This window comes from Hamadaea tsunoensis DSM 44101 (genome assembly GCF_000428945.1).
Taxonomy (GTDB): domain Bacteria; phylum Actinomycetota; class Actinomycetes; order Mycobacteriales; family Micromonosporaceae; genus Hamadaea; species Hamadaea tsunoensis.
The window spans coordinates 223,873-246,674 of record NZ_AUAX01000003.1; the positions used below are offsets into that span (position 1 = coordinate 223,873).

The following is a 22,802-nucleotide window of genomic DNA, read 5'->3' on the forward strand; positions in this document are numbered from 1 at the left end:
CTTTGGGTAATCGCTCCACTACTCACCATCTTGACCAGTGGCAACTACCCACAGCAACTCTTCACTCGGTACGCAACGCCACCACAGGGTCCAGCTTTCCGGCGCGTTGGGCGGGTACGACGCCGAAGATGATCCCGACGCCGGCGGACACCCCGAAGGCGAGCGCGAGCGACCACCAGGTGACCGTCGCCGGCACCGGGCTCAACGCGGCCGTCACCAGCGAAGCCGTCACACCGAGGACCGCGCCGAGGATGCCGCCGATCGTCGTCAGCAACACCGCTTCCAGCAGGAACTGGATGCCGATGTCGCGGGGTTTGGCGCCGACCGCCTTGCGCAGCCCGATCTCCTTCGTGCGCTCGCGTACCGAGACGAGCATGATGTTGGAGACGCCGACCCCGCCGACGAGCAGGGAGATCCCGGCGATGGCGGCGAGCACGGTCGTCAGCACCCCCAGGATGTCCCCGAGTACGCCGAGTATCTGGTCCTGCGTGACCGCCGAGAATTCGGTGTCCGGGTGGCGTTTGTGCAGTTCCGCGACGACCCGGTCGCCGAGCGTGCCGATGGTGTCGTTGTCGGGTGCCTTGATCGCGAAGGCGTCGATCCGGTTGGTGGCGAACAGCCGCTGGGCGGTGCTGATCGGGATGTGCACCTCGCTGTCGCGGTCGACGCCGAGGCTCTGGCCGAGCGGCGCGAACACCCCGACGACCCGGAAGCGTACGCCCGCGATGCTGATCTGCTGCCCGACCGCCGACCGCTCACCGAACAGCTTCCTCGCCACGCCGTCGCCGAGGACCGCGACCCGGCGCCCGGTGTCGACGTCCGCCCGGGTCAGGTAGCTCCCGGCGGCCACGGTGCGGACGAACACCTTCGGCGTGGTCTCCATGACGCCGAGGACCGTGGTGAACGCCGAGTTGCGCCCCGCGCGTACGGTCTCGCCGGACGTGAGGGTGACCGCCACCCGATCGCGGTCGCCGACGACCCGCACGACGTCGTTGAGGTCGGTGTTGTCCAGCGGCGACGCGGTCGGCGCGGAGTTGAAGTCGACCTTGCCGGGAACGACGAACATGAGGTTCGCGCCGAGGCCCTCGACCTGCGACTCCACCTCGTTCTTGGTGCCGGTGCCGAGGGCGACCAGGACGACCACCGCGGCGACGCCGATGATCATTCCGAGCATGGTGAGCCCGCTGCGCAGGCGGTTCGCCCGCAGGGCCGCGCTCGCGACCCGCCACGCCTCGGCGAGCCTCATGGCCGCTCCCAGATCTCGTCGCCGGTTTCCGGCGCGTCGCTCTCGTCCTGCTCGATCACGCCGTCGCGCATGTGGATGCGGCGGCGCGCGCGGGCCGCGACCTCGCGGTCGTGGGTGACCATCACCAGCGCCACCCCCGCCTCGCGGTTGAGCTGTTCGAGCAGTTCCAGCACCGCCTGGCCGTTGGCGGTGTCGAGGTTGCCGGTCGGCTCGTCGGCCAGCAGCACAGCCGGATCGGTGACCAGCGCCCGGGCGATCGCCACCCGCTGCTGCTCACCGCCGGAGAGCTGGTTGGGCCGGTGGTCCAGCCGGTGGCCGAGACCGACGCGTTCCAGCACCGCCCGCGCCTTCTCCCGGCGTGCCTTCGCCCCCAGGCCGCGGTAGACCAGCGGCAGCGCCACATTGTCCACCGCGGACGTGCGCGCCAGCAGGTGGAAGGACTGGAAGACGAAGCCGATCGTCTCGTTGCGCAGCGTCGCCAGCTCGGCCGGGCCCAGCCCGGCCACGTCCCGGCCGTCGATCAGCAGCCGCCCGCCGGTCGGCCGGTCCAGGCCGCCGATCAGGTGCATCAGCGTCGACTTGCCCGAGCCCGAAGGCCCCACCACGGCCACGTGCGCCCCCGGCTCGATCGTGAAGCTCACGCCCCGCAGGGCCTGGACCTCCAGACCCTCCAGCTGGTACGCGCGGCGTACGTCGATCGCCTCGATGGCCGGGGTCACGGCAGCTGATCTCCACTGTGGACCTTGTCGACCCCGGTCACGACGACCTGGTCGCCGGCCAGCAGACCGTCGGTGATCTGCACCAGGTCGGCACCGGAGACGCCGACGGTCACGGGGCGGCGCTCGGCCTTGCCGTCGGCGGCGCGTACCCACACCATGTCGTGGCCCTCGGCCGAGAAGACCGCCGCGGCGGGCACGGCGACCGTGTCGGCGGCCTCGCGTACGCGCAGGTGCGCCACCGCGTTCATGCCGGGCCGGGGAGTCTGCGCACCGGACGGCGGCGACTGCAACGACAACCGCACCCGGTACGCCACGGCGCCCCGCGCGTTCGGCGTCGGCAGGATGTCGATGGCCGTGACGATCGCGGGGTAGGTCACCCCGGGCGCCGCGTCCAGCTCCACATCCGCCGGTACGCCGGTCTTCACGAGGAAGATGTCGGTCTCGTCGACGTCCGCCACGAGACCGAGCTCGCTGACGTCGACGATGGTGAGGATCGGCGTACCGGCGCTGACGAGGCCGCCGGCGACGACCGTGGTCGAGACGCCGGCCGGGGTCGCGTTGGCGGCCGCCGGGGCGGAGGAACCCCCGCTCACCCCCGCGAGCAGGCTGCTCAGGTCCGTGCCGCCGGCCGCCGCGCCCCCGGTCGCACCGCCCAGCTGAACGACGCCCGCGATCGGGGCCCGCAGCGTCAGGGCGTCCACCGTGGCCTTCGCCAGGTCGTACGCCTGCTGGGCCTGGAGGCGTTGCGCCGCACCGAGGGCGCTCATGGCGCTGCCGAGCGAGCGGATGCCCCGCTGGACTCCGCGTACCGCCGAGTCGACGGACTTCGCGGCGCCCGCGAACTGCTTCTGCGCCGCGCCGATCTGGGCCAGCAGCGCCGCCTTCACCTGCGGATCGGTCACGTGGTCGGCCGCCTGCCGGGCCTGATCGAAGGCGGCCGCGGCCGAGGCGTTCAGCTGCTTCGAGGCCGAACCGAGGTCGATGTTCACTCCCCCGCCGCCCGAGTTCCGGGCGGCGTCGAGCGCCGACTTGGCGTCGCGGAGCCGTTTCTGTGCCGTGGGCGAATCGACCACGGCCACGATCTGTCCCTTGTGGACCTGGTCACCGGGGTTCACGGCCAGGCGGGCGAGCGTACCGTCGGCGGGCGCGGTCAGCGTCGCCGCCGCCCGCGCGACGACCGAGGCCGGCGCGTCCACCACCTCCGTGACATCGGACCGGCTCACGCCGGCGACCGAGATGCCCTTGTCGTCGTGGCCGCACGAGGCCGCGGTGAGCGCTACGAGCACCACCGCGGCGGCCGCCAGCAGAATCGGACGTCGCACTCCGGCGATGCTAGCCCCTCGGCGCGCGCGGGTCAGACGGCGGAGCGGATGTAGGAGGTGAGGTCGGCGGAGACCGCGGACCACGACCGGCCGAACGCCTGCTGCGACGCCGCCGTCTCGCTGATCCCGTCCTGCACGACCGCCATGAAGAAGGCGAGCATCTTGTCCTCGCCGTACTTCTCCGCGAGATGGCGTACGGCGAGGAAGGCCACACCGTAGTCGGCCGCCACCGCCGCGTCGCCGTCGCTGTCCTTGGGCGCGCTCACGTCCACGTCGCCGTCCCACGAGCCCTTGACGAACTTGCGGGTCGCGTCGAGATCCGGGTAGCGCGACACGGCGCTGCCGTCCATCTCGGCGTACTCGGCGATGCCCTCGATCAGCCACCACGCCTCCGACCGCGACCCGGCCGGGATCGTCGACGCGTGCGTCATCTCGTGCCGCAGCAGGTTGTCCATGAACCAGCCCTGCACGACCTTGCCGTTCAGCACGATGTTCGACGTCTGTCCGACCTCGATCGACGCCCCGGCCGACCAGGACGGCGGGTTCCAGTCGTACCAGCCGTTCCACTCGGCGGAGCCGCCCGCGTAGAAGATCACGTACCGGGACGGCGGCTTGCCCTGGTACGCGAACCGGTCGGCCACCTTGGCGGCGGCCTCGGCCTGCTCGGCGATCTTCGGCAGCATCGAGGCGTACGGCTTGGACGTGGCGACCACGGTCCGGGCACCCACCCGGGCGACGAGATCCGACGACTGCCACGGACGCGGCGTGCGGGCGTCGACGTCCGGCGCGTACGCCGTCAGGACCGCCTTGTCCGGAGTGGTCAGCTTCCAGTGCGTGGCCACGATGAACTCGTCCTCGCCACAGGTCGGCGCGCCGAAACACGGGTGCCAGGAGACGCGTACCGACCAATCGGTCTGGTACGCCTTCCCGCTCGCGCCGGTGATCGACAGGATCTCGCCGGCGAAGCTGCCCGTCTTGAGCGTACGCAGATTCGCGTACTCCTTCTTGAGGTCGTTGACGATCTTCGACTGGCCGGTGGCGACCGCGGCGGTGAAGCCGGCCGCGTTGCCGTCGAGGACCGCCTTCTCCTGCGCGTCGAGGGCGTCCTGGATCCGGTCGGCGGCCCAGTTCTCGTACGCGGTCTGGCTGTCGCCGGCCTTCGGCTGCGGGGCCGGCGAGCGGGACGCGCGCGGCTGGGGCGAGCGGGTGGCGCCGGTGGAGGCCTGCGCGATCGGGGTCGTCGGTTTGTCCTGCTGGGAGCCGAGGTAGACGGCGATGCCGGCGACGGGCAGGCCGCAGCCGACGACGAGGACGCCGGCGACGAGGCCGGCGATCCAGCCCCAGCCGCGCTTGCGCGGCGGCGCGACCGGCGGATACGGGTAGGGCGCCGGGGCCGGCGGGGCGGAGTACGGGTTGTACGAAGGCTGCTGCGGTACGCCGTACGGCCCGGCCGGGTAGGGACCCTGCGGCGGATACGGCGGGTAGGGCGGGTACGGGCCGGGCTGCGCCGGCGGTCCGCTGTACGGCGCGTAGGGCGGCGGGCTACCCGGACCACCGGCATAGGGCGGCGGGCTCGCGGGATCACCGTAGACCGGCGGATTCCCCGCGGTGCCGGCGTACGGGTTCCCAGGTGCGCCGACGTAAGGACTTCCAGGTACGCCGGTGTACGGGCCGGCAGCGGTGCCGGGCGGGTAGGGAGACGCGCTCATCGGGTCCGCGCCCGGGTAGGCGGGGCCGGCCGACGGGTAGGAGCCCGCGGACGGCATGCTCCCGGCGGGGGCTCCATAGAGGTCGCCCGGCTGGCGCGGCTGCGGTACGGTCGGCCAGCCCGGCTGCGCCGGTGGGGATGCCGGACCCCCGGGCGGCGGGCCTTCGTGTCCCGGCAGGCCGTGGCTCAACGGCGACGACCCCCAGGGGTCGGACGGCGGTTCGGCATTGGTCTGCGGCTGGTCAGGCTGCGAGGGGTCCCCGAGGTGCACGCGTCCGAACGCTACTGGATGCTCTCCAGAGGTAGATCATCCGTTCGGTCCCATTTGCCCGGGGATCATCCGCGGCCACGGCCGCGCCGACCGGCTCGGAGCCTGCGACGACCGCGTCCGATCAGACGCCTGCGACGGCCAGGGCCGACTCGTCGACGGCCGCCTTCTTGCGGGCACGGTGCGCGGCCACGTGCGAGCGGGTCGCGCAGCGCTCCGAGCAGAACCGGCGGCAGTTGTTCGACGAGGTGTCGAGGTAGACGTTGCCGCAGCGCTCGTCCGCGCAGACGCCGAAGCGCGCGCTGCCGAACTCGCACAGCCAGACCGCGAGGCCCCACGCCGCGCCCGCCAGGTACTCGGCGGAGACCGAGGAACCCCGGCTGGTCACGTGCATGTGCCAGTCGGGCCCGTCGTCCTTGTGGCCGGAGATGCGCGGCTGGATCGGGTAGGCCTCCAGCAGGCCGTTCAGCTCGGCGACGGCGTCGGCGTCGCGGCCGGCCGCGCCCGCCTCGAAGACGTCGCGGAGCTTGCGCTGGGCCCGCCGGAAAACGGGCAGATCCTTCTCCACGACCTCGTCGGCCATCCATGATCGCTCGCCGGAGCAAGCTGCTCGGAGGTCGTCGAGGTGGTCAAGCCGGGCGTTGACCAGGTCAACGGCGGTCTTGGCGTACGCGTCGAAGTCCACCCGACAAAGGTAGTGCAAAGTCGCCGGAAGTGGTGTGCCGAGGTTGTGCCGGATGGGCCACACGTGTGTGCGCCCAACGTGATTGCGGACGCCTGCGTTCCGCAAGGGCGGCAGCGAACGATTCCACCGACGGGATGTGAGTCACACCTGAGGTGGCGTTAGGGTTTATCCATGCTCCGTTCGGTCATCCTCGCAGCGTCGCGAAGTGCCCAGGTCGAGAAGTTCGTGGGCTCGGCACCCGTCAGCCGGGACGTCGTACGCCGGTTCGTCGCCGGCCGCACCACCGAGGACGCCCTGCGCGTCACCCGCGAGCTGGCCGACCAGGGCCTCGGCATCACGCTGGACCATCTGGGCGAGGACACGCTCAACGCCGACCAGGCCAATGCCACCCGGGAGGAGTACCTCTCGCTGCTGGCGGCCCTGAAGGCGGAGGGGCTCACCCCGGCCGCCGAGGTCAGCCTCAAGCTCTCCGCCCTCGGGCAGGCGTTCGACGAGGACCTGGCCGAGGCCAACGCGCGGACGATCTGCGCCGCCGCGGCCGACGCCGGCACGACGGTCACCCTGGACATGGAAGACCACACGACGACCGACTCGACGCTGGCGATCCTGGCCCGGCTGCGCAAGGACTACCCGAGCACGGGCGCGGTGCTGCAGGCGTACCTGCGCCGGACCGAGCAGGACTGCCGGGAACTGGCCACCGCCGGCTCGCGCGTACGCCTGTGCAAGGGCGCGTACAAGGAGCCGGAGCACGTCGCGTACCAGGCGCCGCTGGAGGTCGACAAGTCGTACGTGCGCTGCATGAACGTGCTGATGGCCGGCCAGGGCCACCCGATGCTCGCCACCCACGACCCGCGGCTGGTCGCCATCGGGCAGGACCGGGCGCACTGGTTCGACCGCTCGCCGGCCGAGTTCGAGTTCCAGATGCTCTACGGCATCCGCCCGGAGGAGCAGCGGCGGCTCGTGGCCGAAGGCTTCGGAGTCCGGGTCTACGTGCCCTACGGCGAGCAGTGGTACGGCTACCTGATGCGGCGGCTGGCGGAGCGCCCGGCGAACCTGATGTTCTTCGCGCGGGCGCTCTCGTCCAAGAAGTGACTCAGACCTCGGTGCTGCCCTGCGGCCCCTTCTCGGGGTCCTCGCCGGTCTCGAGCACGGCGGCGTCCGGCGAGTCCGGCACCGCCGCCTCCAGTACGCCGGACGCGTCGTTCGGGGCGACGCTGCCGGTCACGAGGTAGATGATGTGCCGGCCGGCGTTGACCGCGTGGTCGGCGAAGCGCTCGTAGAAGCGGCCGAGCAGGGCCGCGTCGATGGCCGCCTCGACGCCGTGCGACCAGTTCGGGCTGAGGATGATCTCGAACAGGTCGCGCTCGAGGTTGTCCATCGCGTCGTCGTCGCGCTCCAGTTCGGCCGCGCGCCGGGTGTCGTACGCGGCCAGCACGAGCGTGATCTTGCCGCTGATCCGGTCGGCCACCTCGGCCATCTCCGCGATCACGGTGGCCAGCTCGGCCGGCACGGCGGCGTTCGGCAGCCGGCGCAGGGCGGTCTTGGCGACGTGCTCGGCGAGGTCGCCCATCCGCTCCAGATCGGTCGCGACGTGCTGGGCGGTGATCACCGTACGCAGATCCCGGGCGACCGGCTGCTGCTGGGCGAGCAGCCGCAGGACGCGCTCCTCGACCTGCCGGTAGAGGGCGTTGATCTCCTGATCGCGGGCGACCACCTCCTCGGCGGTCTCGCTGTCCGCGGTGAGCAGGGCGAAAGTGGCCTGACGCATCTGCTTGCGGGCGGTCTCGGCCATGTTGACGAGAAGGCCGCCCACCTCTTGGAGGGCTGCGCCGAAGGACTCACGCATATCTGGTTACCGCCATCGGGTCGGAGGTCCGGGCTTGTGTTGTCAGGGAAAAAGTAGGCGGCCAGGGCGACCGTCCGGTGAACGACGGTGAACGCCGAGCCGCTCGTAGGTGAACATTGACGCGATGGGTGTCCGTTTTGTGTGCATGCGGGTTATCGGTCTGTTAGTGCAACGGCTATCGTTCGCAGCGTGTTCCTCCGCCGCTCGTCGACGTCATCCGAGGTAGACACGCTTCCGGGGCTCGGCCGCAAAAGCCTCGACTCGTTGCGTGTGGGGGTCGTCGTGCTCGACAGCACCGACCAGCCGGTCCTCGTCAATCCGTCCGCGCGGGCCATGGGCCTGCTCCGGGCCGGCGCCGTGCCGGGTACGCCGCGCGCCCACCCCATCGTGCGTACGCTCGCCGGTCAGGTACGCCGCACGGGGATGCGCCGCGAGGTCGAGCTGGACCTGCCCCGGGGCGCGGAGGGCAGCGGCGCCGAGCCGCTCGGCGTGAACCTGCGAGCGGTGGCCCTCGGCGGCGGCCTCGTCGCGGTCGAGGCGTTCGACGTCACCGACTCGCACCGCGTCGCCCGCGTACGCCGGGACTTCGTGGCCAACGTCAGCCATGAGCTGAAGACCCCCATCGGGGCGTTGCAGCTGCTGGCCGAGGCGATCCTGGACGCGACCGACATCGGCACCGACGGAACGGTGGACGTCGAGGCGGCCCGCCGGTTCGCCGAGCGGATGCAGCGCGAATCCGTACGCCTCGGCACGCTGGTCACCGAACTGCTGGAACTGACCCGGCTGCAGGGCGCCGAGCCGCTGCCCGATCCCGAGCCCGTCTCGGTCGACTGGGTGGTGGCCGAGGCGGTCGACCGGTCGCGTACCGCGGCGGTGGCCAAGGAGATCGACATCGAGGTACGCGGCCAGCACGGCCTGCGCGTCTTCGGCAGCGACAGCCAGCTCGCGACGGCCGTCGGGAATCTCATCGAGAACGCGGTCGCCTATTCCGAGAACGGCAAGACCGTCGTCGTGACCGTACGCGGCGACGAGGACCGCATCGAGGTCGCCGTCGCGGACGAGGGCATCGGCATCGCCGCCGACGAGGTCGACCGGGTCTTCGAGCGGTTCTACCGGTCCGACCGGGCGCGCTCGCGGGCGACCGGCGGCACCGGCCTGGGCCTGGCGATCGTCAAGCACATCGCGACCAACCACGGGGGCCGGGTCGACGTCAGCAGCGCCCTCGGCGGCGGTTCGACGTTCACCCTGCGGCTGCCGGCCCGCCCGCCCGAGGACGAGCTGGCCCTGCCCCAGTCCGCCCAGTTCCCCTCCCTCTAGAGACTTCATTCACGAACCCCGCAAGATTCACGAACCCCACAAGACAGGAGACAAAGACGTGGCACGGGTTCTGGTGGTCGAGGACGAAGAAGCGTTCTCCGACGCCCTGTCCTACATGCTGCGCCGCGAAGGCTTCGAGGTCTCGGTGGCCGCCAACGGCACCGCGGCGCTCACCGAGTTCGACCGCACCGGCGCCGACATCGTCCTGCTCGACCTCATGCTGCCGGAGATGTCCGGTACCGAGGTCTGCCGGGCGCTGCGCGCGAAGTCGGGCGTACCGATCATCATGGTCACCGCCCGGGACAGCGAGATCGACAAGGTCGTCGGTCTGGAGCTGGGCGCCGACGACTACGTCACCAAGCCGTACTCCCCGCGGGAGCTCGTCGCCCGGATCCGGGCGGTGCTGCGCAGGCAGACGAGCGAGCCGACCGACGTCGCCGGGGGCGCGACCCTGGCCGCCGGCCCCGTACGCATGGATGTCGAGCGCCACGTCGTCACGGTCTCCGGCGAGGCGGTGCCGTTGCCGCTCAAGGAGTTCGAGCTGCTGGAGCTGCTGCTGCGCAACGCCGGCCGGGTGCTCACCCGGGGGCAGCTGATCGACCGCGTCTGGGGCGCCGACTATGTCGGCGACACGAAGACCCTGGACGTGCACGTCAAGCGGCTGCGCTCGAAGATCGAGCCGGAGCCGTCGACCCCCCGCTACCTCGTGACCGTGCGCGGTCTCGGGTACAAGTTCGAGCCGTGAGTCGGTAAGCTCCCCGGAATGCCCCCACCCTGGCGACGTCCTGCCGCCGCGGCCGCGGCGCTCGGGGTGATCGGGCTGGCCCTGCGGGTCTGGCTGACGATCGCGCACGCCCCGCCGACCAACAGCGACGAGGCGACCATGGGCCTGGCCGCGCTGCACATCTGGCGCGGCGAGGACTTCCCGGCCTACTTCTACGGCCAGGACTACATGGGCACCATCGAGGCGTACCTGGCCGCGCCGCTGGTCGGGCTGCTCGGTCCCACGCCGCTCGCCCTGCGCCTGCCCACGCTCGCGCTCTACGCGGCCTTCCTCCCCCTGATGTACGCGCTGGCCAAGCGGGCCTACAGCCCCTGGCTGGGCGTCGCGACCGTCGGCTTCCTCGCGTTCGGGGCCGACCGGATCGTCAAGAACCAGCTCATCGCCGGGGGCGGCTATCCGGAGACCGCCCCGATGGTGGCGGCTCTGCTGCTCGGCGTACTGGTCCTGGCGAAGTCGCCGACGCCGCGACCGTGGCTCACCGGCGGGATGGGGCTGCTCACCGGCCTCATCCTGTGGAACCACTGGCTGCCGCTGCCCTACCTCGCCGCCGCCGGGGTGATCCTGCTGGTGCACCGGCGGCGGGCGCTGTGGCCGGCCCTCGCCGGTCTCCTGGTCGGCATCTCGCCGCTGATCTGGCACGACCTGCACGCCAAGCTGTCGAACCGGTCCTTCGCGATCTTCTGGCACCTCCAGACCACCGGCGGCCATCCGCCCCTCGGCGACCGGCTGTACGGCGGCGGGATCCTCGGCGTACCGCTGGGGATGGGGATGTGCGCGCCGAGTTCCTGTCCAAGGTGGACGCTCTGGTGGGCACCTGTGTACGCGGCCCTGCTCGTGGTCGCCGTGGTGCTCGCGTACCGGGACGCGCGCTCGGTCGAGCGGACGGTGCGGCTGGTCCTGCCGCTGGCCGCGCTCCTGACGATCGCCTCGTACGCGCACAGCCCGGCGGCCGCCGAGACACCGATCGAGAGCGCCCGCTACCTGTCGTGCCTGCTCATCTCGACACCCGCGTGGCTGGATCCGTTGCGCCGGGCCGCCGGTACGCGCTGGGCCCTGCCGGCCGGCGTACCGGTGGCGGCCGGGGCGGCGCTGGGCGTCTTCGCGACCGTCACGTTGTTCCTGCACGCCCCGGTGTACTCCGAGATGCGGGCGCAGCAGAAGGCGGTCCTCGGCCGGCTCGCCGAGCTGGACTCCACCCGCGTGTACGCCGACTACTGGACCTGTGACTGGATCGCGTACGAGACGGGTGAGAAGCGGATCTGCGCGGTACTGGACGATCACGCGATGGCCCGCGGCTTCAACCGGTACGCGCCCTACTGGGACGAGGTCGTCGGCGTCCCGAACGTGGTCTACCTGGCCCCGATCGGCTCGCCGCTGGACGGGACGCTGTCGGCCGCGCTGACCGGCGTACCCGTGCGGACCGTGGCGAACTACCACGTGTTCGGGCCGGCGGCCAACGCGCTCAGGTCGTGAGGTCCAGCTCCCGCAGGATCAGGCCCTCGCGCAGCGCCCACGGGCAGATGTCGACGCTGTCGAGGTCCAGCCGCTCCATGGCCGCCAGCGCCACCACCGCCCCGGCCAGCACCTGATGCGACCGCTCCTGGCTGACCCCGTCCAGCTCGGCGATGGCCGACGAGGGCATCCGCTGGATGAATCCGAGCACCTGCCGCAGCCCCGTACGCGTCAGCGACCGCGGCGCCCACAGCCCCCGGCCGCTCGGCGCCGCCCCGGCCAGCCGGGCCAGTGAACGGAAGGTCTTCGAGGTCGCGGCGGCCTTGTCCCAGCCTTCGAGCCGGCTGATGTCGAGCTTGGCCAGCTGGGCGGTGGCGTACTCGCGCAGCGCGCCGACCACGGCCGGCGAGGGCGGGTCGCCCCGGAGCCGGTCCCGGGTGAGCCGGCCGGCCCCGAGCGGGAGGGACACTGCCAGCGAAGGTTCCTCGTCGATGCCGCCCGCGATCTCCAGCGAGCCGCCGCCGATGTCGAGCACCACCAGCCGGCCGGCCGACCAGCCGAACCAGCGCCGCACGGCGAGGAACGTCAGCCGGGCCTCGTCGGAGCCGGACAGCACCCGCAGGTCGACCCCGGTCACCTCGCGTACGCGGGCCAGCACCTTCGCGGAGTTGGTCGCGTCGCGTACGGCGGAAGTGGCGAAGGCCAGCAGGTCGTCGACGCCGAGCCGCTCGGCGGCGCCCTTGGCCCCCTTGACCGCGGAGATCAGGGCCTGCTCGCCGGCGGAGGTGAGCGCGCCGTCCTTGCCGAGCTGCTCGGCGAGGCGCAGCACCACCTTCTCGGAGTGGGCGGGCCACGGATGCGCGCCGTGGTACGCGTCCACGACAAGGAGATGGACCGTGTTGGAACCGACATCGAGCACGCCCAGCCGCACACGAATACCGTACCGGGACGGCGCACCGCCGTACTCTGGCGGAGTGCGTATCACCGACTCCGCCCGGACCGAGGCCGCGCCCGGGGCGCAGAAGACCGCCGCCCAGAAGTCCGCCGCCCGCAAGCCCGCCGCCCAGAAGTCCGCCGCGGACGGCACGTCGCCGGCCCCGGCCGGGCGCAAGCTGCTGCCCGTGACGGTGCGGCCGCGTGACCTGGAGGTCGGCCTGGACTTCGCGCGCGAGTGGGTCGAGTTCACCGACCCCGCCGACGCCGACCAGGTCGTCCGCGCCGACCTCACCTGGCTGCTGTCCCGGTGGAGCTGCGTGTTCGGCAACGGCTGCCACGGGATCATCGCCGGCCGCGAGAAGGAGGGCTGCTGCTCGCACGGCGCCTTCTTCACCGACGCCGACGACGAGAAGCGGGTCAAGGCGGCCGTCAAGAAGCTCACCCCGGAGAACTGGCAGCACTTCCGCAAGGGCTTCAAGAACTGGACCGAGCTCGACGAGCTGCACGACTCCGAGCCCGCACGGCGTACGGCCACGCAGGGTCCGGGCCGGCCGTGCGTCTTCCAGAACGACGAGGACTTCCCCGGCGGCGGCGGATGCGCCCTGCACGGGCAGGCCCTGCGCGACGGCGTACACCCGCTGGACTACAAGCCGGACGTGTGCTGGCAGCTGCCGATCCGCCGGGACCAGAAGTGGATCAAGCGGCCGGACGACACCAAGGTGCTGCAGACCACGCTGACCGAGTTCGACCGGCGCGGCTGGGGCGCCGGCGGTCACGATCTCGACTGGTGGTGCACCTCTTCACCCGAGGCGCGGGTCGACCAGACGCCGGTCTACGTGTCCCTCGCGGCCGAACTGACCGCGCTGATCGGTCAGGCCGCGTACGACGAGCTGGCCCGGCTCTGCGCCGCCCGGGCGAGCCAGGGCCTGATCGCGGCGCACCCGGCCGGGTGACGGGCGGCACCGTGGCCGACGTTACGACCAGCCGATGCCGCACGTCGGCGGCCGGTCGGCGGCGGGCGTACCCGGCGGGCGCGGCCCGAGGCGACTAGCCTGATGCATATGTCCTTCCCGATCCTCCTGTCCAGCTCCTCCGTCTTCCCGGAGCCGACCGCCGCCGCCTTCGAGCTGGCGGCGAAGCTCGGCTACGACGGTGTCGAGGTCATGGTCTGGACGGACGCCGTCAGCCAGGACGCGGGCGCCCTGCGCGGGCTGACCCGGCACTACGGCGTACCGGTGGGCTCGGTGCACGCCCCGTGCCTGCTGGTCACCCAGCGGGTCTGGTCCAGCGACCCGTGGGTGCGCCTCCGCCGCGCCGCCGCGCTGGCCGAGCAGCTGGACGCGCCCACCGTCGTCGTGCACCCGCCGTTCTCCTGGCAGCGGGAGTACGCGCGGACGTTCCCGACCGGCATCGCGACGCTGCAGACCCGCTATCCCCAGATCACCTTCGCGATCGAGAACATGTTCCCGGTACGCATGGCCCGGCGGGAGTTCAACGCGTACTCGCCGGGGTGGGACCCGACGACGACGGGCTTCGACGCGTACACCCTGGATCTGTCGCACTGCGCGGCGAGCCGGACCGACTCGCTGAAGATGGCCGACAAGATGGGCCGCCAACTGAGGCACATCCACCTCGGCGACGGCACCGGCGAGGGGCGGGACGAGCACCTCGTGCCCGGCCGGGGTACGCAGCCCTGCGCGCAGCTGCTGGAGTCGCTGGGCGAGCGGGGCTTCTCGGGCTCGATCGCGGTGGAGGTGTCGACCCGGCGGGCGGTGAGCCGCGCCGAGCGGGAGGCGGACCTGGCGGCGGCGCTGGAGTTCGCCCGCGCCCACGTGTCCGCCCCGGTACCCGGCTAAGCCCAACCGCGCCGCACTCCGCGCCCCCAAGATCGGGTTTGGATCAGGGAAATCACCCGAATCATGGCCCAAGATTCGGGTGGCAACCGTGATCCAAACGCGATCATGAAGCGCGGCTCAGCCGCGGATCTCGCTGGGGAGCTGGGCCAGGTCGCCCGCGGCCGCGTCGGCGGCCGCGATCTCCTCCGCGGCCGAGGCCGGCGAGCCGTGCAGCGACCGGACCCGGCGGTCCCGGGACTTGCCCGCGACCAGGTGGCCGGCGGCCGCCGCGAGCCCGAGTCCGCCGACGATCGCCCAGTGCCAGCTGCCGAGGTGGTCGAGCGACCAGCCGCCGGCCGCCGGGGCCAGGAACCCGGCCGCCGGGAAGACCAGGTAGAACACCGCCTGGTAGCGCGCCCGCAGCTCGGCCGGGGCCAGTTCGGCGATGACCTCCGCGTTGGGCGGGGCGGCCAGCATGCTGCCGACCGTCCAGATCGCCGCTGCCACCAGGTACGCGGGGAGCACGTTCGCGAACGCGACCGACGTGTAACCGAGCCCGGTGAACAGCAGGGCGGTGGCGAGCACCCGGCCCTTCACCCGGCCCTGGAGGAGCCGGGGCACGAACAGCTGCCCGAGCACGATGAGCAGGCCCGGCAGGGCAGCCACGATCCCGTACGCCTCCGGCGGCAGCCCGTCGGCGTTCATGGCGAGCTGGAGCATCGAGGTCTGCGCGCCGAGGAAGGCCAGGACGAAGGTCAGGCCAACGAAGATCATGAAGAACGGGTCGGTGAGCGCCGTGCCCAGACCGCCCCGGGTCCGGCCGGCTCCGCCGCGTGGCGAGGACCTGCCGAGCGTCTCCGGTACCGCGAAGAAGATGATCGTGCCGGTGACCGCGGTCATCGCCGCGTCGACCAGGAACAGCAGCAGGAAGCCGCTGGACGCGACCACCCCGGCCAGCGCGGCGGCCACCGCCGTGCCGAGGTTGAACGCCCAGAACTGCAGATTGAACGCGCGCGACCGGTTGTGCTCGGGGGTCACGTCGATGATCGCGGCGACCAGCGCCGGGCCGGGCATCGAGTGGAAGACGCCGACCGCCAGGGTCAGCAGCGCGATCAGCCACAGCGGCTGGGCGAAGCCGAGCGCCAGCATCAGCGACGCGGCCGTGTAGTTGGCGAGCAGCAGCGTACGCCGCCGGCCGATGGTGTCGGCCAGGACGCCGCCGAGCAGGCTGCCGCACGCGCCGCCGATCCCGTAGCCGGCCGTGATCAGGCCCGCCATGGTCAGCGAGACGCCGCGACCGGACTTGAGGTACAGGGGCAGGAACAGCATCGCGAACGCGCCGACGCGGTTGACCAGCATCGAGGACCACAGTGTCCAGAAAACGCGGGGCAGGCCGCCGGCGGTCTGCGACCAGAAACGAGCGAACACGACCGCTCCGAGGTGCGTCAGGAAGAATTGTAAAGAAGCTTAACCGACCAGCTCGGCGGTACGCGCGGCCGGAGGTGCCGCCGTGAGCAGGGCGGCCCGGCGCTCGCGGGCCGGACCGGTGATCCACTGACCGACCGCGACCAGTACGCCGAGCGCGCACAGCCCCAGCCACAGCGTCGCGGGCGGCGTCCGGTCGAGGACGAAGCCGCCGATGACGGGGGCGAAGAAGTTGGCGAGGGTGAAGCTCATGGACGCGACGCCCTGGTAGCGCCCGCGCATCGCCGGCCGGGACAGGTCGGCGATGTACGCGCCGTTGACCGGGGCGTTCAGCATCTCGCCCAGGGTCCAGACGGCCACGGTGAGCGCGAGCGCGCCGACCGAACCGGCCACGGCGACGGCCCCCATGCCGACGGCGACCAGCAGGGCGGCCGCGATGAGCACATGCGTACGCCGGCGCCCGGAAACGAGCCGCGGCACGAACAGCTGCCCGGTCACGATCATGATGCCGTTGACCGCAATGATCTTGCCGTAGTTGGCCGGGTCGATGCCCTCGTTGACCATCGCGATCGGCAGCAGCTTGCAGGACTCGATCAGGATCCAGAGCCCGAGGTTCAGCGCCACGAACATCATGAAGGTGCGGTCGCGCAGGACCAGGCCGATGCCGCCGGTCTCGTCCTTGACCGCGTGCGCGGACGGGCCGGGCGTCGTGTCCGGGACCTTCACCGCGACGATCACGGTGGTGATCGCGAGGACGGTCGCGTTGAGCGCGAAGACGACGATGCGCGGGGTGTGCGCGAGCAGCCCGGCGAACATGGCCGCACCCGAGAAGCCGAGGTTGATGGCCCAGTAGTTGAGGTTCATGCCCCGCATGCGCTTCGCCGGCCCGAGGATGTCGACCAGGATCGCGCTGTACGCCGGGCGCCCCAGCCCGTTCCACAGGCCGTAGACGAGGGCCATCGCGGCCATGACCGGCGCGCGCTCGGTGAAGCCGAGGGCGAGCGCGGTGACGACGCCGAGGACGTTGGCCGTCAGCAGCGTCTTGCGGCGACCCCAGCGATCGGCCAGTACGCCGCCCGCCAGCGAGCCGAGGGCCATGCCGCCGCCGTAGAGGCCGAGCACGAGACCGGCGAAGGTGGCCGAGAAGCCGTACCCGTCGACCATGTGGATCTCAAGGAAGAGGATCGCGACCGCGCCGAGGCGGTTGATGAGGGTTCCGAGCCAGAGGTACCAGAAGGTGGCCGGCAAACCACCCAACGTGTCACCGGCCCAGCGCGTAACGTAATGAGTCTTAGGCCGGGGCACGCCTTACAACCTAGCGCCGGTGGATCACGGCGGTCACCTGAATTCCGACGTGGCGGTGGTCACTGTCCGGGCATGGGGCAGGATGGTTGGCATGGCAGGAACTCTCGTGCTGCTGCGGCACGGATACAGCGAATGGAACGCCCGGAACCTCTTCACCGGCTGGGTCGACGTGGACCTGAACGCACAGGGTGAGGGCGAGGCGCGGCGCGGCGGCGAGCTACTCAAGGAGCACGGCCTGCTCCCGGATGTCGTGCACACCAGCGTCCTGCGCCGGGCGATCCGGACGTCCGAGATCGCGCTGCACGCGGCCGACCGGCACTGGATCCCGGTACGCCGCAGCTGGCGGCTGAACGAGCGGCACTACGGCGCGCTGCAGGGCAAGGACAAGAAGCAGACCCTCGAGGCGTTCGGCGAGGAGCAGTTCATGCTCTGGCGCCGCTCGTACGACGTCCCGCCGCCGCCGATCGCCGAGGACGACGAGTTCTCGCAGTTCGACGACCCGCGGTACGCGACGCTGCCGAGCGAGCTGCGGCCGCGTACCGAGTGCCTGAAGGACGTTCTCGCGCGGGCGCTGCCGTACTGGTACGACGCGATCGTCCCGGACCTGGCCGCCGGCCGGACCGTCCTGGTCACCGCGCACGGCAACTCGCTGCGGGCGATCGTGAAGCACCTCGACGGCATCTCGGACGAGGCCATCGCGGCGCTCAACATCCCGACCGGCATCCCGCTGCGCTACGACCTGGACGACGACTTCCACCCGGTGAAGACCGGCGGCGAGTACCTCGACCCCGAGGCCGCCAAGGAAGCGGCCGCGGCGGTCGCCAACCAGGGCCGGTAAAGGAAAGGGTCCGGAAACGACAAACCCGGCGGTGGCTGGCGACGCTCACCCCCGTTAGCGTCGCCAGCCAGCACGCCGGTTCAGGTGGCTACCGTCCCCCAACGGTGTTGCGCCACCCATCCCCCAGCTCCTCGCTCGGCGCCAAAGTCGAAGCAGATCGACTAGGCGAACCCCCGGTTAGCACGAGCGAGGTGCGTTACGGATCACGGTACGCCGCGGCGTTTTGGCCCGTCCACCGATTTCCGTGTCTCCGCTGTCACATTCCGTAACGGCGATCACACTGGTTCGCGACTGTCCCGCAGGTAGGCGACCAGCTCGACTCGATTGCGTACGCCGAGCTTCCGATAGATGTTCGCCAGGTGGGTTTCGACCGTTCGCTCACCGATGACGAGTTGTTCGGCGATCTCCTTGGCCGATGCCCCACCGGCCGCCAGCGCCAGCACTTCCTGCTCCCGCCGGGTCAGCCCCTGACCGTCCGGCTGCGCGTCGCGGTCGGCCAGCGCGATCAGCCCGGTCAGGCCCCGCTCGGCCGCCAGCGACCGGGCCGCCTTCAGCTCCTGCGCCGCCGCCGGGCCGTCGCCACCCGCCGCGAGCAGCTGGGCGCGGGTCATCCTGACCCAGGCGGACCAGGGCGTACCCCCGGCGATCCGGCCCGCGTCGGTCAGCGCCCGCGCCGCGCCCGCCCGGTCACCGGCCGCCAGCAGCAGCCGCGCGCGGGTCAGCTCCGTCGGCCCGCCGTTCGCCGCCGCCGCGCCGGCCACGATCCACTTCCCCGCGTACGCCGAGAGCACCGCTGCCATCCGCGCAGCCAGGTCGGCCGGCGGTTGGGCCGCGGCGGCCAGCGCGAGCGTCCAGGGATCGGGTTCGGCGGGCAACTCGGCCAGGAGCGCGCCGGCGAGGTCGTCGAGGCCCGACGACCGGGCTGCCCACGCGGTCGCGGCCGTCGTCCAGTCCCGAGGCGGCAGATCGCGCAGGCGGTCGCCGAGGTCGCCGGGTTCGCCGACGACGAGCCGCAGACCGGTGAGGGCGGCGATCTCGTCCCAGCTCTCGCCGAGATCTTCGCCGGTCCCGGCGCGGCCCGCGAGGAGCGCGCGATGCGTACGGAGGACGGGATCGTCGCCGGCCTCGGCCAGGTGATGGTCGGCGGTCGCCAGTTCCCCGTCGGCGAGCAGCCTCGCGGCCAGTACGCGGTGCGCCCGTCCGGCCAGCCCGTCGTCGTCCAGCGCGGTGGCTTCGCGGACGGCCTGGCGCAGCCGGGGGATGTCGGCGTCCGGGTCGGCGAGCGCGGCTTCGGCGACCGCCCGGGGATCGCCGCACGCGACGGCCGCCTCCCGGGCCTGCGCCGCCAGGCTGGTCGCGGCCGGCGGGACCGATTCCAGCGCCAGCCGGGCCCGCAGTCGAGCCACTGTGGACAGATTTGCGGCCGGCCGTCCGTTGAGGAGGGCCAGCGCCTCGGTCAGCGCGGTCGCCCGCTCGGGATCGGTCGGCTCGGCGGTCGCCCCCAGCCCCGACCGCGGCCCGTACGCGAGCGCCGCCTCGGCGAGCAGCGCGTCGTCATTGACCTGGCGGGCCAGGCGCACGGCGGCGGCGAGCGCCTCGCGGGCGGCTTCCGGGCGGCCCACGGCGAACTGCGCGGCACCGAAGGCGACCAGCAGCCGGCCGAGCTGCCCCGGCGACCACTGCGCACGGGAGGCCAGCTCGACGGCGGTGGCGAACGCCTCGACCGCCTCGACCGGGCGCTCGGCGGCCCGCCCGGCGGCGACGACGGCCGCCACGGCGCGGTCCAGCCGCTCGGTGCCGCCCAGCGCGGACGCGGCCACCAGATGATGGGCCAGCTCGCCGACCGTGGGAGCGCGGTCGCCCACCCGGGCGCCGACACGGATCAGGGCATCGGCCACCGCCTCATGGGCCGCCGCGGCCTCGGCCAGGCTCATGCCGTCGTAGAGGAGTTCGCGTACCAGGGCGGAGTCGAAGGACAGGACGCGATCGGCGACGGCGTGCAGCAGCCCGGCCGAGCGCGCCTCGTCGACCGCGCCCAGCGCCGGCTCGCCGCCGACCTCCTCCACCAGGGACAGATCGAACTCCCGGCCGATCACCGAGGCGAAGCGCAGGATGTCACGCGTACCCGGGGAGAGGGCGGCCAGCCGGGGCGCGACCGAAGCCGTCACGGTCTCCGGCCACCGCAGCGGTACGCGCCGCCGCCCGTCCTCGCCTTCGCGCAGCTGGCCGGCGACAGCCGAGAGCAACGTCGGGCTGCCGTCGGTACGCCGGGTCAACTGGGCGGCGACCCCGGCCGGCACCTCGTACGCGACCAGGCCGGACAGGAAGGCGGCCGCCTCGTCGCGGTCGAAACCGTTGAGCCACAAGCGATGTGCACCCGGTCCGGACGGCAGTTCGAGGGCGTCGGGCCGGAACACGGCCACCACGAGCACCGGCACGGCCGGCGGATGGTCGGCGAACTCGGCCAGCAGGGTCAGCGTCGCCGGATCGGCCCGGTGCAGGTCGTCGAGCGCGACGATCAGCGGCCCCGCCTCGGTGAACGCCGCCGTCAACGTCTCCTCGGCGGTCCACACGTCGTCGAATGTGGACCCGTCGCCGGGCGTGATCCCGGCGAGCACGCGCTTCCACGGCAACAGGGCCGGTGCCCCCGGCGTACGCGGTGCGCTGGCCCGCGCGTACGCCATGGTGGTGGTGCGGCGGCCGAACTCCTCGAGCAGGCTGCTGACCCCGAAGCCGGCGGCGGCGGTGACCAGGACGACCCGCAGCCGGCGGTCGGCGAGCACGGCACGGGCATGCGCGGCGAGCGTTCCCAGCTCGACCGCCCTCCCCACGAACCGCATCTGTCGTCACCCCCGACCTATCGGCGAAGAGTCCCACGCCTGGAGGCTGAGCTGCCATCCTCCGCGCGGAGGGTACCGGGACCGGTACGGATGGCGGTACGGAGGTTGCGCACATGTCAAAGTTCCGTACCCGGCCCGATGCTCCACCCGGCCCGCCGCGCCTACCTTTCGTACTCGTAGCTCACCTCCGATCTGCAGTGCACAGCCACCGAGAAAGGAACACTGCGATGTCCCAGTTCCGCGATGTGATCGCGCGCATGGCGGTGGACGCGGAGTTCGCTCGGCACGCTCGATCTCACCCCGACCAGGTGGCCGGCGAGTACGGCCTGACCTTCGACGAGACCGAGAAGCTGCGCGGACTGGCCGACGCCTCCGCCGTCAGCGGGCCCACGGCGCTCGGCGTGCGCCTCTCCAAGAGCGGTATCACGACCGGCGGCCTCGCCACGGCCCTGACCTCCGGTCACGACCTGCCCCACCTCGACCTGCCCGCGCACGGCGACGGCGGCGGTACGCCGGACGCCGGGCACGACCCGGCGATCATCGCGGTTCTGCACCCCGGCGACGTCCAGCACGACGGCGGCGGCCACCCGGCCCCGCCCGGCGGCGGCGACCACAGCGGTACGCCGGACCTGCACGGTGCGAAGAGCCTGCTCGAGATCGGACCGAAGCAGGACGACCCGGTCGGCCCCCCGCCGCCTCCGCCCGACCTGCCGGTCGGTGACCTGACGCCGATGAACCTGCACCTCGGCGGCGACGGCGGGCACACCGGCCCGATCGCCCCGCACCTGCACCTGCCGACCGGCGGGCACTCCGACCCGCCCGGCGGCGGTTCCGGTGACGGCCCGGCCGATCCCCAGGAACTGGCCACGCTGCCGCCGGACGGCATCGGGCACCACCTTCCCGATGGCCCGATCACGCCCGGCCAGCCGATCCATCTCCTGCCCGACCTCGGCATCGAGGGCATCCTCGAACCGGGCGGACACGGTGGTGACGGCGGCGGTGGCGGCGGGTCCGCTCCGGACCTCGGCGGCCTGCCGCTGGGCGACAACGACCACGACGGCATCCTCAACATGTTCGACCCCACGCCGGACGGCGACCCGACCCCGCTGCCGGCCCCGCACATCGACCCGAGCCTGCTGGGCGACCTCGGCGACCTGCACCTGCACCCGCTGCCCACGGGCGACGGCGGCGGCAGCGAGCCCGTGATCCCGCACTTCCCGGGCGGTCTCGGCGACCTGGGCGATCTCGGCCTGCCCCACCTGCCCGGCGGCGAAGGCGATGCGGGCGGCGGCGCCGGTGGCGGCTCGGGCGACCCCGGCCTGCCGGACCTGGGCGGGCTGCTCGGCGACAGCGACCACGACGGGATCCCGAACTATCTGGACCCGACGCCGAACGGCGACACCCCGCCGCCCGGTGACGGCGGAGCCGGCCTGCCCGACTTCGGCGGCCTGTTCGGCGACAACGACCACGACGGGATCCCGAACTTCCTGGACCCGACGCCGAACGGCGACCCGCACCCGCACCCGATCTTCCCCGGCGACCTGCACCTCCCGCCGGACCTGGTCCTCGACCCCGGCACGGGCGTCGGACACCCGCACTTCCCGATCGACCCCGGATCGATCCACTTCCCGCCCGGCGTCCTCGACCCGGGTACCGGGCCGACCGACGGCGGCGGTGTCATCGTCGACCCGGTGCACCCGGGCGGCGACGGGCCGATCCTCGGCGACCCGCCGGTACTCGGCGACCCCGGCCACGACGGCGGGCACGCCGACCCGACGCCCACCGACACGGCGCCGCCTTCGGACGGCCCCTCGCCGGCACCCGGCTCGGATTCCGGCGGCGGCTCGTCGCACGGCTCGGACTCGCACGGCTCGGCCCACTCCGACACCAGCTCGACCGGTGGTGGCGGCGACCAGCCCGTCGCGACCGATGACGGCCAGGGCGACGGGGACGCGGCCGCGGCCGACGCCGCCGCCGCGACGCACGCTCCGGTCGCGGACGCGGTGGACCCGGCCAACGCGCCGGCGCCCGGTAACATCCCGGCGGCTCCCGACGGCGGTATCTCCGGCGAGGAACTGGCGATCGGCGCGGCCGGTCTCGGCGTCGGCGTGATCGCCGGCGGCGTGGCGGGCGGGGTCGCCGGCGCGGCGGCCGGCAAGAAGAACCAGTCCGGCCAGCCCAACGCGTAACCGCACCGACGTTCGATCCAGCAAGACCCAGGCATCACCGAAGGCCGGGTGCAGCGGAGGGGGGACCTCCGCCCGCAGACGCCGGTC

The 22,802-nt window shown here is 72.5% G+C and carries 17 protein-coding genes and 1 pseudogene; 8 read left to right on the forward strand and 10 right to left on the reverse strand.

The genetic code is table 11. The annotated features are described in order from the left end of the window. Positions 1 to 61: 61 nt before the first annotated feature. The 5 genes from G401_RS0106090 to G401_RS0106110 form a co-directional block, all read right to left on the reverse strand. On the reverse strand, positions 62 to 1,246 hold the full coding sequence (locus G401_RS0106090; protein WP_027341802.1) for an ABC transporter permease: 1,185 nt from the start codon (positions 1,244 to 1,246) through the stop codon (positions 62 to 64). After that, positions 1,243 to 1,965 carry an ABC transporter ATP-binding protein gene (locus tag G401_RS43810; RefSeq protein WP_051366234.1) on the reverse strand — a complete coding sequence of 241 codons (723 nt, stop codon included), beginning with the start codon at positions 1,963 to 1,965 and terminating at the stop codon, positions 1,243 to 1,245. The genes G401_RS0106090 and G401_RS43810 overlap by 4 nt, the downstream gene beginning before the upstream one ends. Beyond that, positions 1,962 to 3,287 carry an efflux RND transporter periplasmic adaptor subunit gene (locus tag G401_RS0106100; RefSeq protein ID WP_245601628.1) on the reverse strand — a complete coding sequence of 442 codons (1,326 nt, stop codon included), beginning with the start codon at positions 3,285 to 3,287 and terminating at the stop codon, positions 1,962 to 1,964. Before G401_RS0106100 ends, G401_RS43810 begins: the two co-directional genes overlap by 4 nt. Positions 3,288 to 3,319: 32 nt before the next feature. Continuing rightward, a complete protein-coding gene (locus tag G401_RS0106105) occupies positions 3,320 to 5,266 on the reverse strand; it encodes a hypothetical protein (protein WP_157545376.1) in 1,947 nt (648 codons plus the stop codon). Between the two features lie 121 nt (positions 5,267 to 5,387). After that, positions 5,388 to 5,948 carry a CGNR zinc finger domain-containing protein gene (locus G401_RS0106110; protein WP_027341805.1) on the reverse strand — a complete coding sequence of 187 codons (561 nt, stop codon included), beginning with the start codon at positions 5,946 to 5,948 and terminating at the stop codon, positions 5,388 to 5,390. Between the two features lie 171 nt (positions 5,949 to 6,119). Here G401_RS0106110 and G401_RS0106115 point away from each other — a divergent pair, with 171 nt between their 5' ends. Further along, positions 6,120 to 7,040 carry a proline dehydrogenase family protein gene (locus G401_RS0106115; protein ID WP_027341806.1) on the forward strand — a complete coding sequence of 307 codons (921 nt, stop codon included), beginning with the start codon at positions 6,120 to 6,122 and terminating at the stop codon, positions 7,038 to 7,040. Position 7,041: 1 nt separating this feature from the next. Here G401_RS0106115 and phoU read toward each other — a convergent pair whose 3' ends face one another. Continuing rightward, positions 7,042 to 7,794, reverse strand: a complete 753-nt coding sequence (gene phoU, locus G401_RS43815) for a phosphate signaling complex protein PhoU (protein ID WP_084556863.1) — start codon at positions 7,792 to 7,794, stop codon at positions 7,042 to 7,044. A 231-nt stretch (positions 7,795 to 8,025) separates the two neighbouring features. Here phoU and G401_RS43820 point away from each other — a divergent pair. The 3 genes and pseudogenes from G401_RS43820 to G401_RS43825 all read left to right on the forward strand — a co-directional run. Next, positions 8,026 to 9,111 (forward strand): annotated as a pseudogene (locus G401_RS43820) (sensor histidine kinase); the annotation flags it as partial. A gap of 58 nt (positions 9,112 to 9,169) precedes the next feature. Further along, a complete protein-coding gene (locus G401_RS0106130; RefSeq protein ID WP_027341807.1) occupies positions 9,170 to 9,856 on the forward strand; it encodes a response regulator transcription factor in 687 nt (228 codons plus the stop codon). Positions 9,857 to 9,874: 18 nt separating this feature from the next. Then, a complete protein-coding gene (locus G401_RS43825; protein WP_157545378.1) occupies positions 9,875 to 11,368 on the forward strand; it encodes a hypothetical protein in 1,494 nt (497 codons plus the stop codon). Here G401_RS43825 and G401_RS0106140 read toward each other — a convergent pair. Then, positions 11,358 to 12,278, reverse strand: coding sequence for a Ppx/GppA phosphatase family protein (locus G401_RS0106140; protein WP_027341808.1), 921 nt, complete (start codon positions 12,276 to 12,278; stop codon positions 11,358 to 11,360). The two genes, G401_RS43825 and G401_RS0106140, sit on opposite strands and share 11 nt — an antisense overlap. Before the next feature lie 181 nt (positions 12,279 to 12,459). Between G401_RS0106140 and G401_RS0106145 the strand changes: the two genes are divergently transcribed. Next, on the forward strand, positions 12,460 to 13,236 hold the full coding sequence (locus G401_RS0106145; RefSeq protein ID WP_027341809.1) for a hypothetical protein: 777 nt from the start codon (positions 12,460 to 12,462) through the stop codon (positions 13,234 to 13,236). 108 nt (positions 13,237 to 13,344) lie between these two features. After that, positions 13,345 to 14,139, forward strand: a complete 795-nt coding sequence (locus tag G401_RS0106150) for a sugar phosphate isomerase/epimerase family protein (RefSeq protein ID WP_245601629.1) — start codon at positions 13,345 to 13,347, stop codon at positions 14,137 to 14,139. A gap of 117 nt (positions 14,140 to 14,256) precedes the next feature. Here G401_RS0106150 and G401_RS43830 read toward each other — a convergent pair whose 3' ends face one another. Then, positions 14,257 to 15,546: an MFS transporter gene (locus G401_RS43830; RefSeq protein ID WP_051366237.1), complete on the reverse strand. Its 1,290-nt coding sequence runs from the start codon at positions 15,544 to 15,546 to the stop codon at positions 14,257 to 14,259. Between the two features lie 39 nt (positions 15,547 to 15,585). Beyond that, positions 15,586 to 16,791 (reverse strand): MDR family MFS transporter, encoded by a 1,206-nt coding sequence (locus tag G401_RS43835; protein WP_051366239.1) that lies wholly within the window; start codon positions 16,789 to 16,791, stop codon positions 15,586 to 15,588. Between the two features lie 148 nt (positions 16,792 to 16,939). Here G401_RS43835 and G401_RS0106165 point away from each other — a divergent pair, with 148 nt between their 5' ends. Then, positions 16,940 to 17,686, forward strand: coding sequence for a phosphoglyceromutase (locus tag G401_RS0106165; RefSeq protein WP_027341811.1), 747 nt, complete (start codon positions 16,940 to 16,942; stop codon positions 17,684 to 17,686). Positions 17,687 to 17,961: 275 nt separating this feature from the next. Here the strand turns inward: G401_RS0106165 and G401_RS0106170 are convergent, their stop codons facing one another. Next, positions 17,962 to 20,526, reverse strand: coding sequence for a helix-turn-helix transcriptional regulator (locus tag G401_RS0106170; RefSeq protein WP_027341812.1), 2,565 nt, complete (start codon positions 20,524 to 20,526; stop codon positions 17,962 to 17,964). Positions 20,527 to 20,753: 227 nt separating this feature from the next. On the opposite strand from G401_RS0106170, the gene G401_RS0106175 reads away from it, so the two are divergent. After that, positions 20,754 to 22,715 carry a hypothetical protein gene (locus tag G401_RS0106175; protein ID WP_027341813.1) on the forward strand — a complete coding sequence of 654 codons (1,962 nt, stop codon included), beginning with the start codon at positions 20,754 to 20,756 and terminating at the stop codon, positions 22,713 to 22,715. Positions 22,716 to 22,802: the final 87 nt, after the last annotated feature.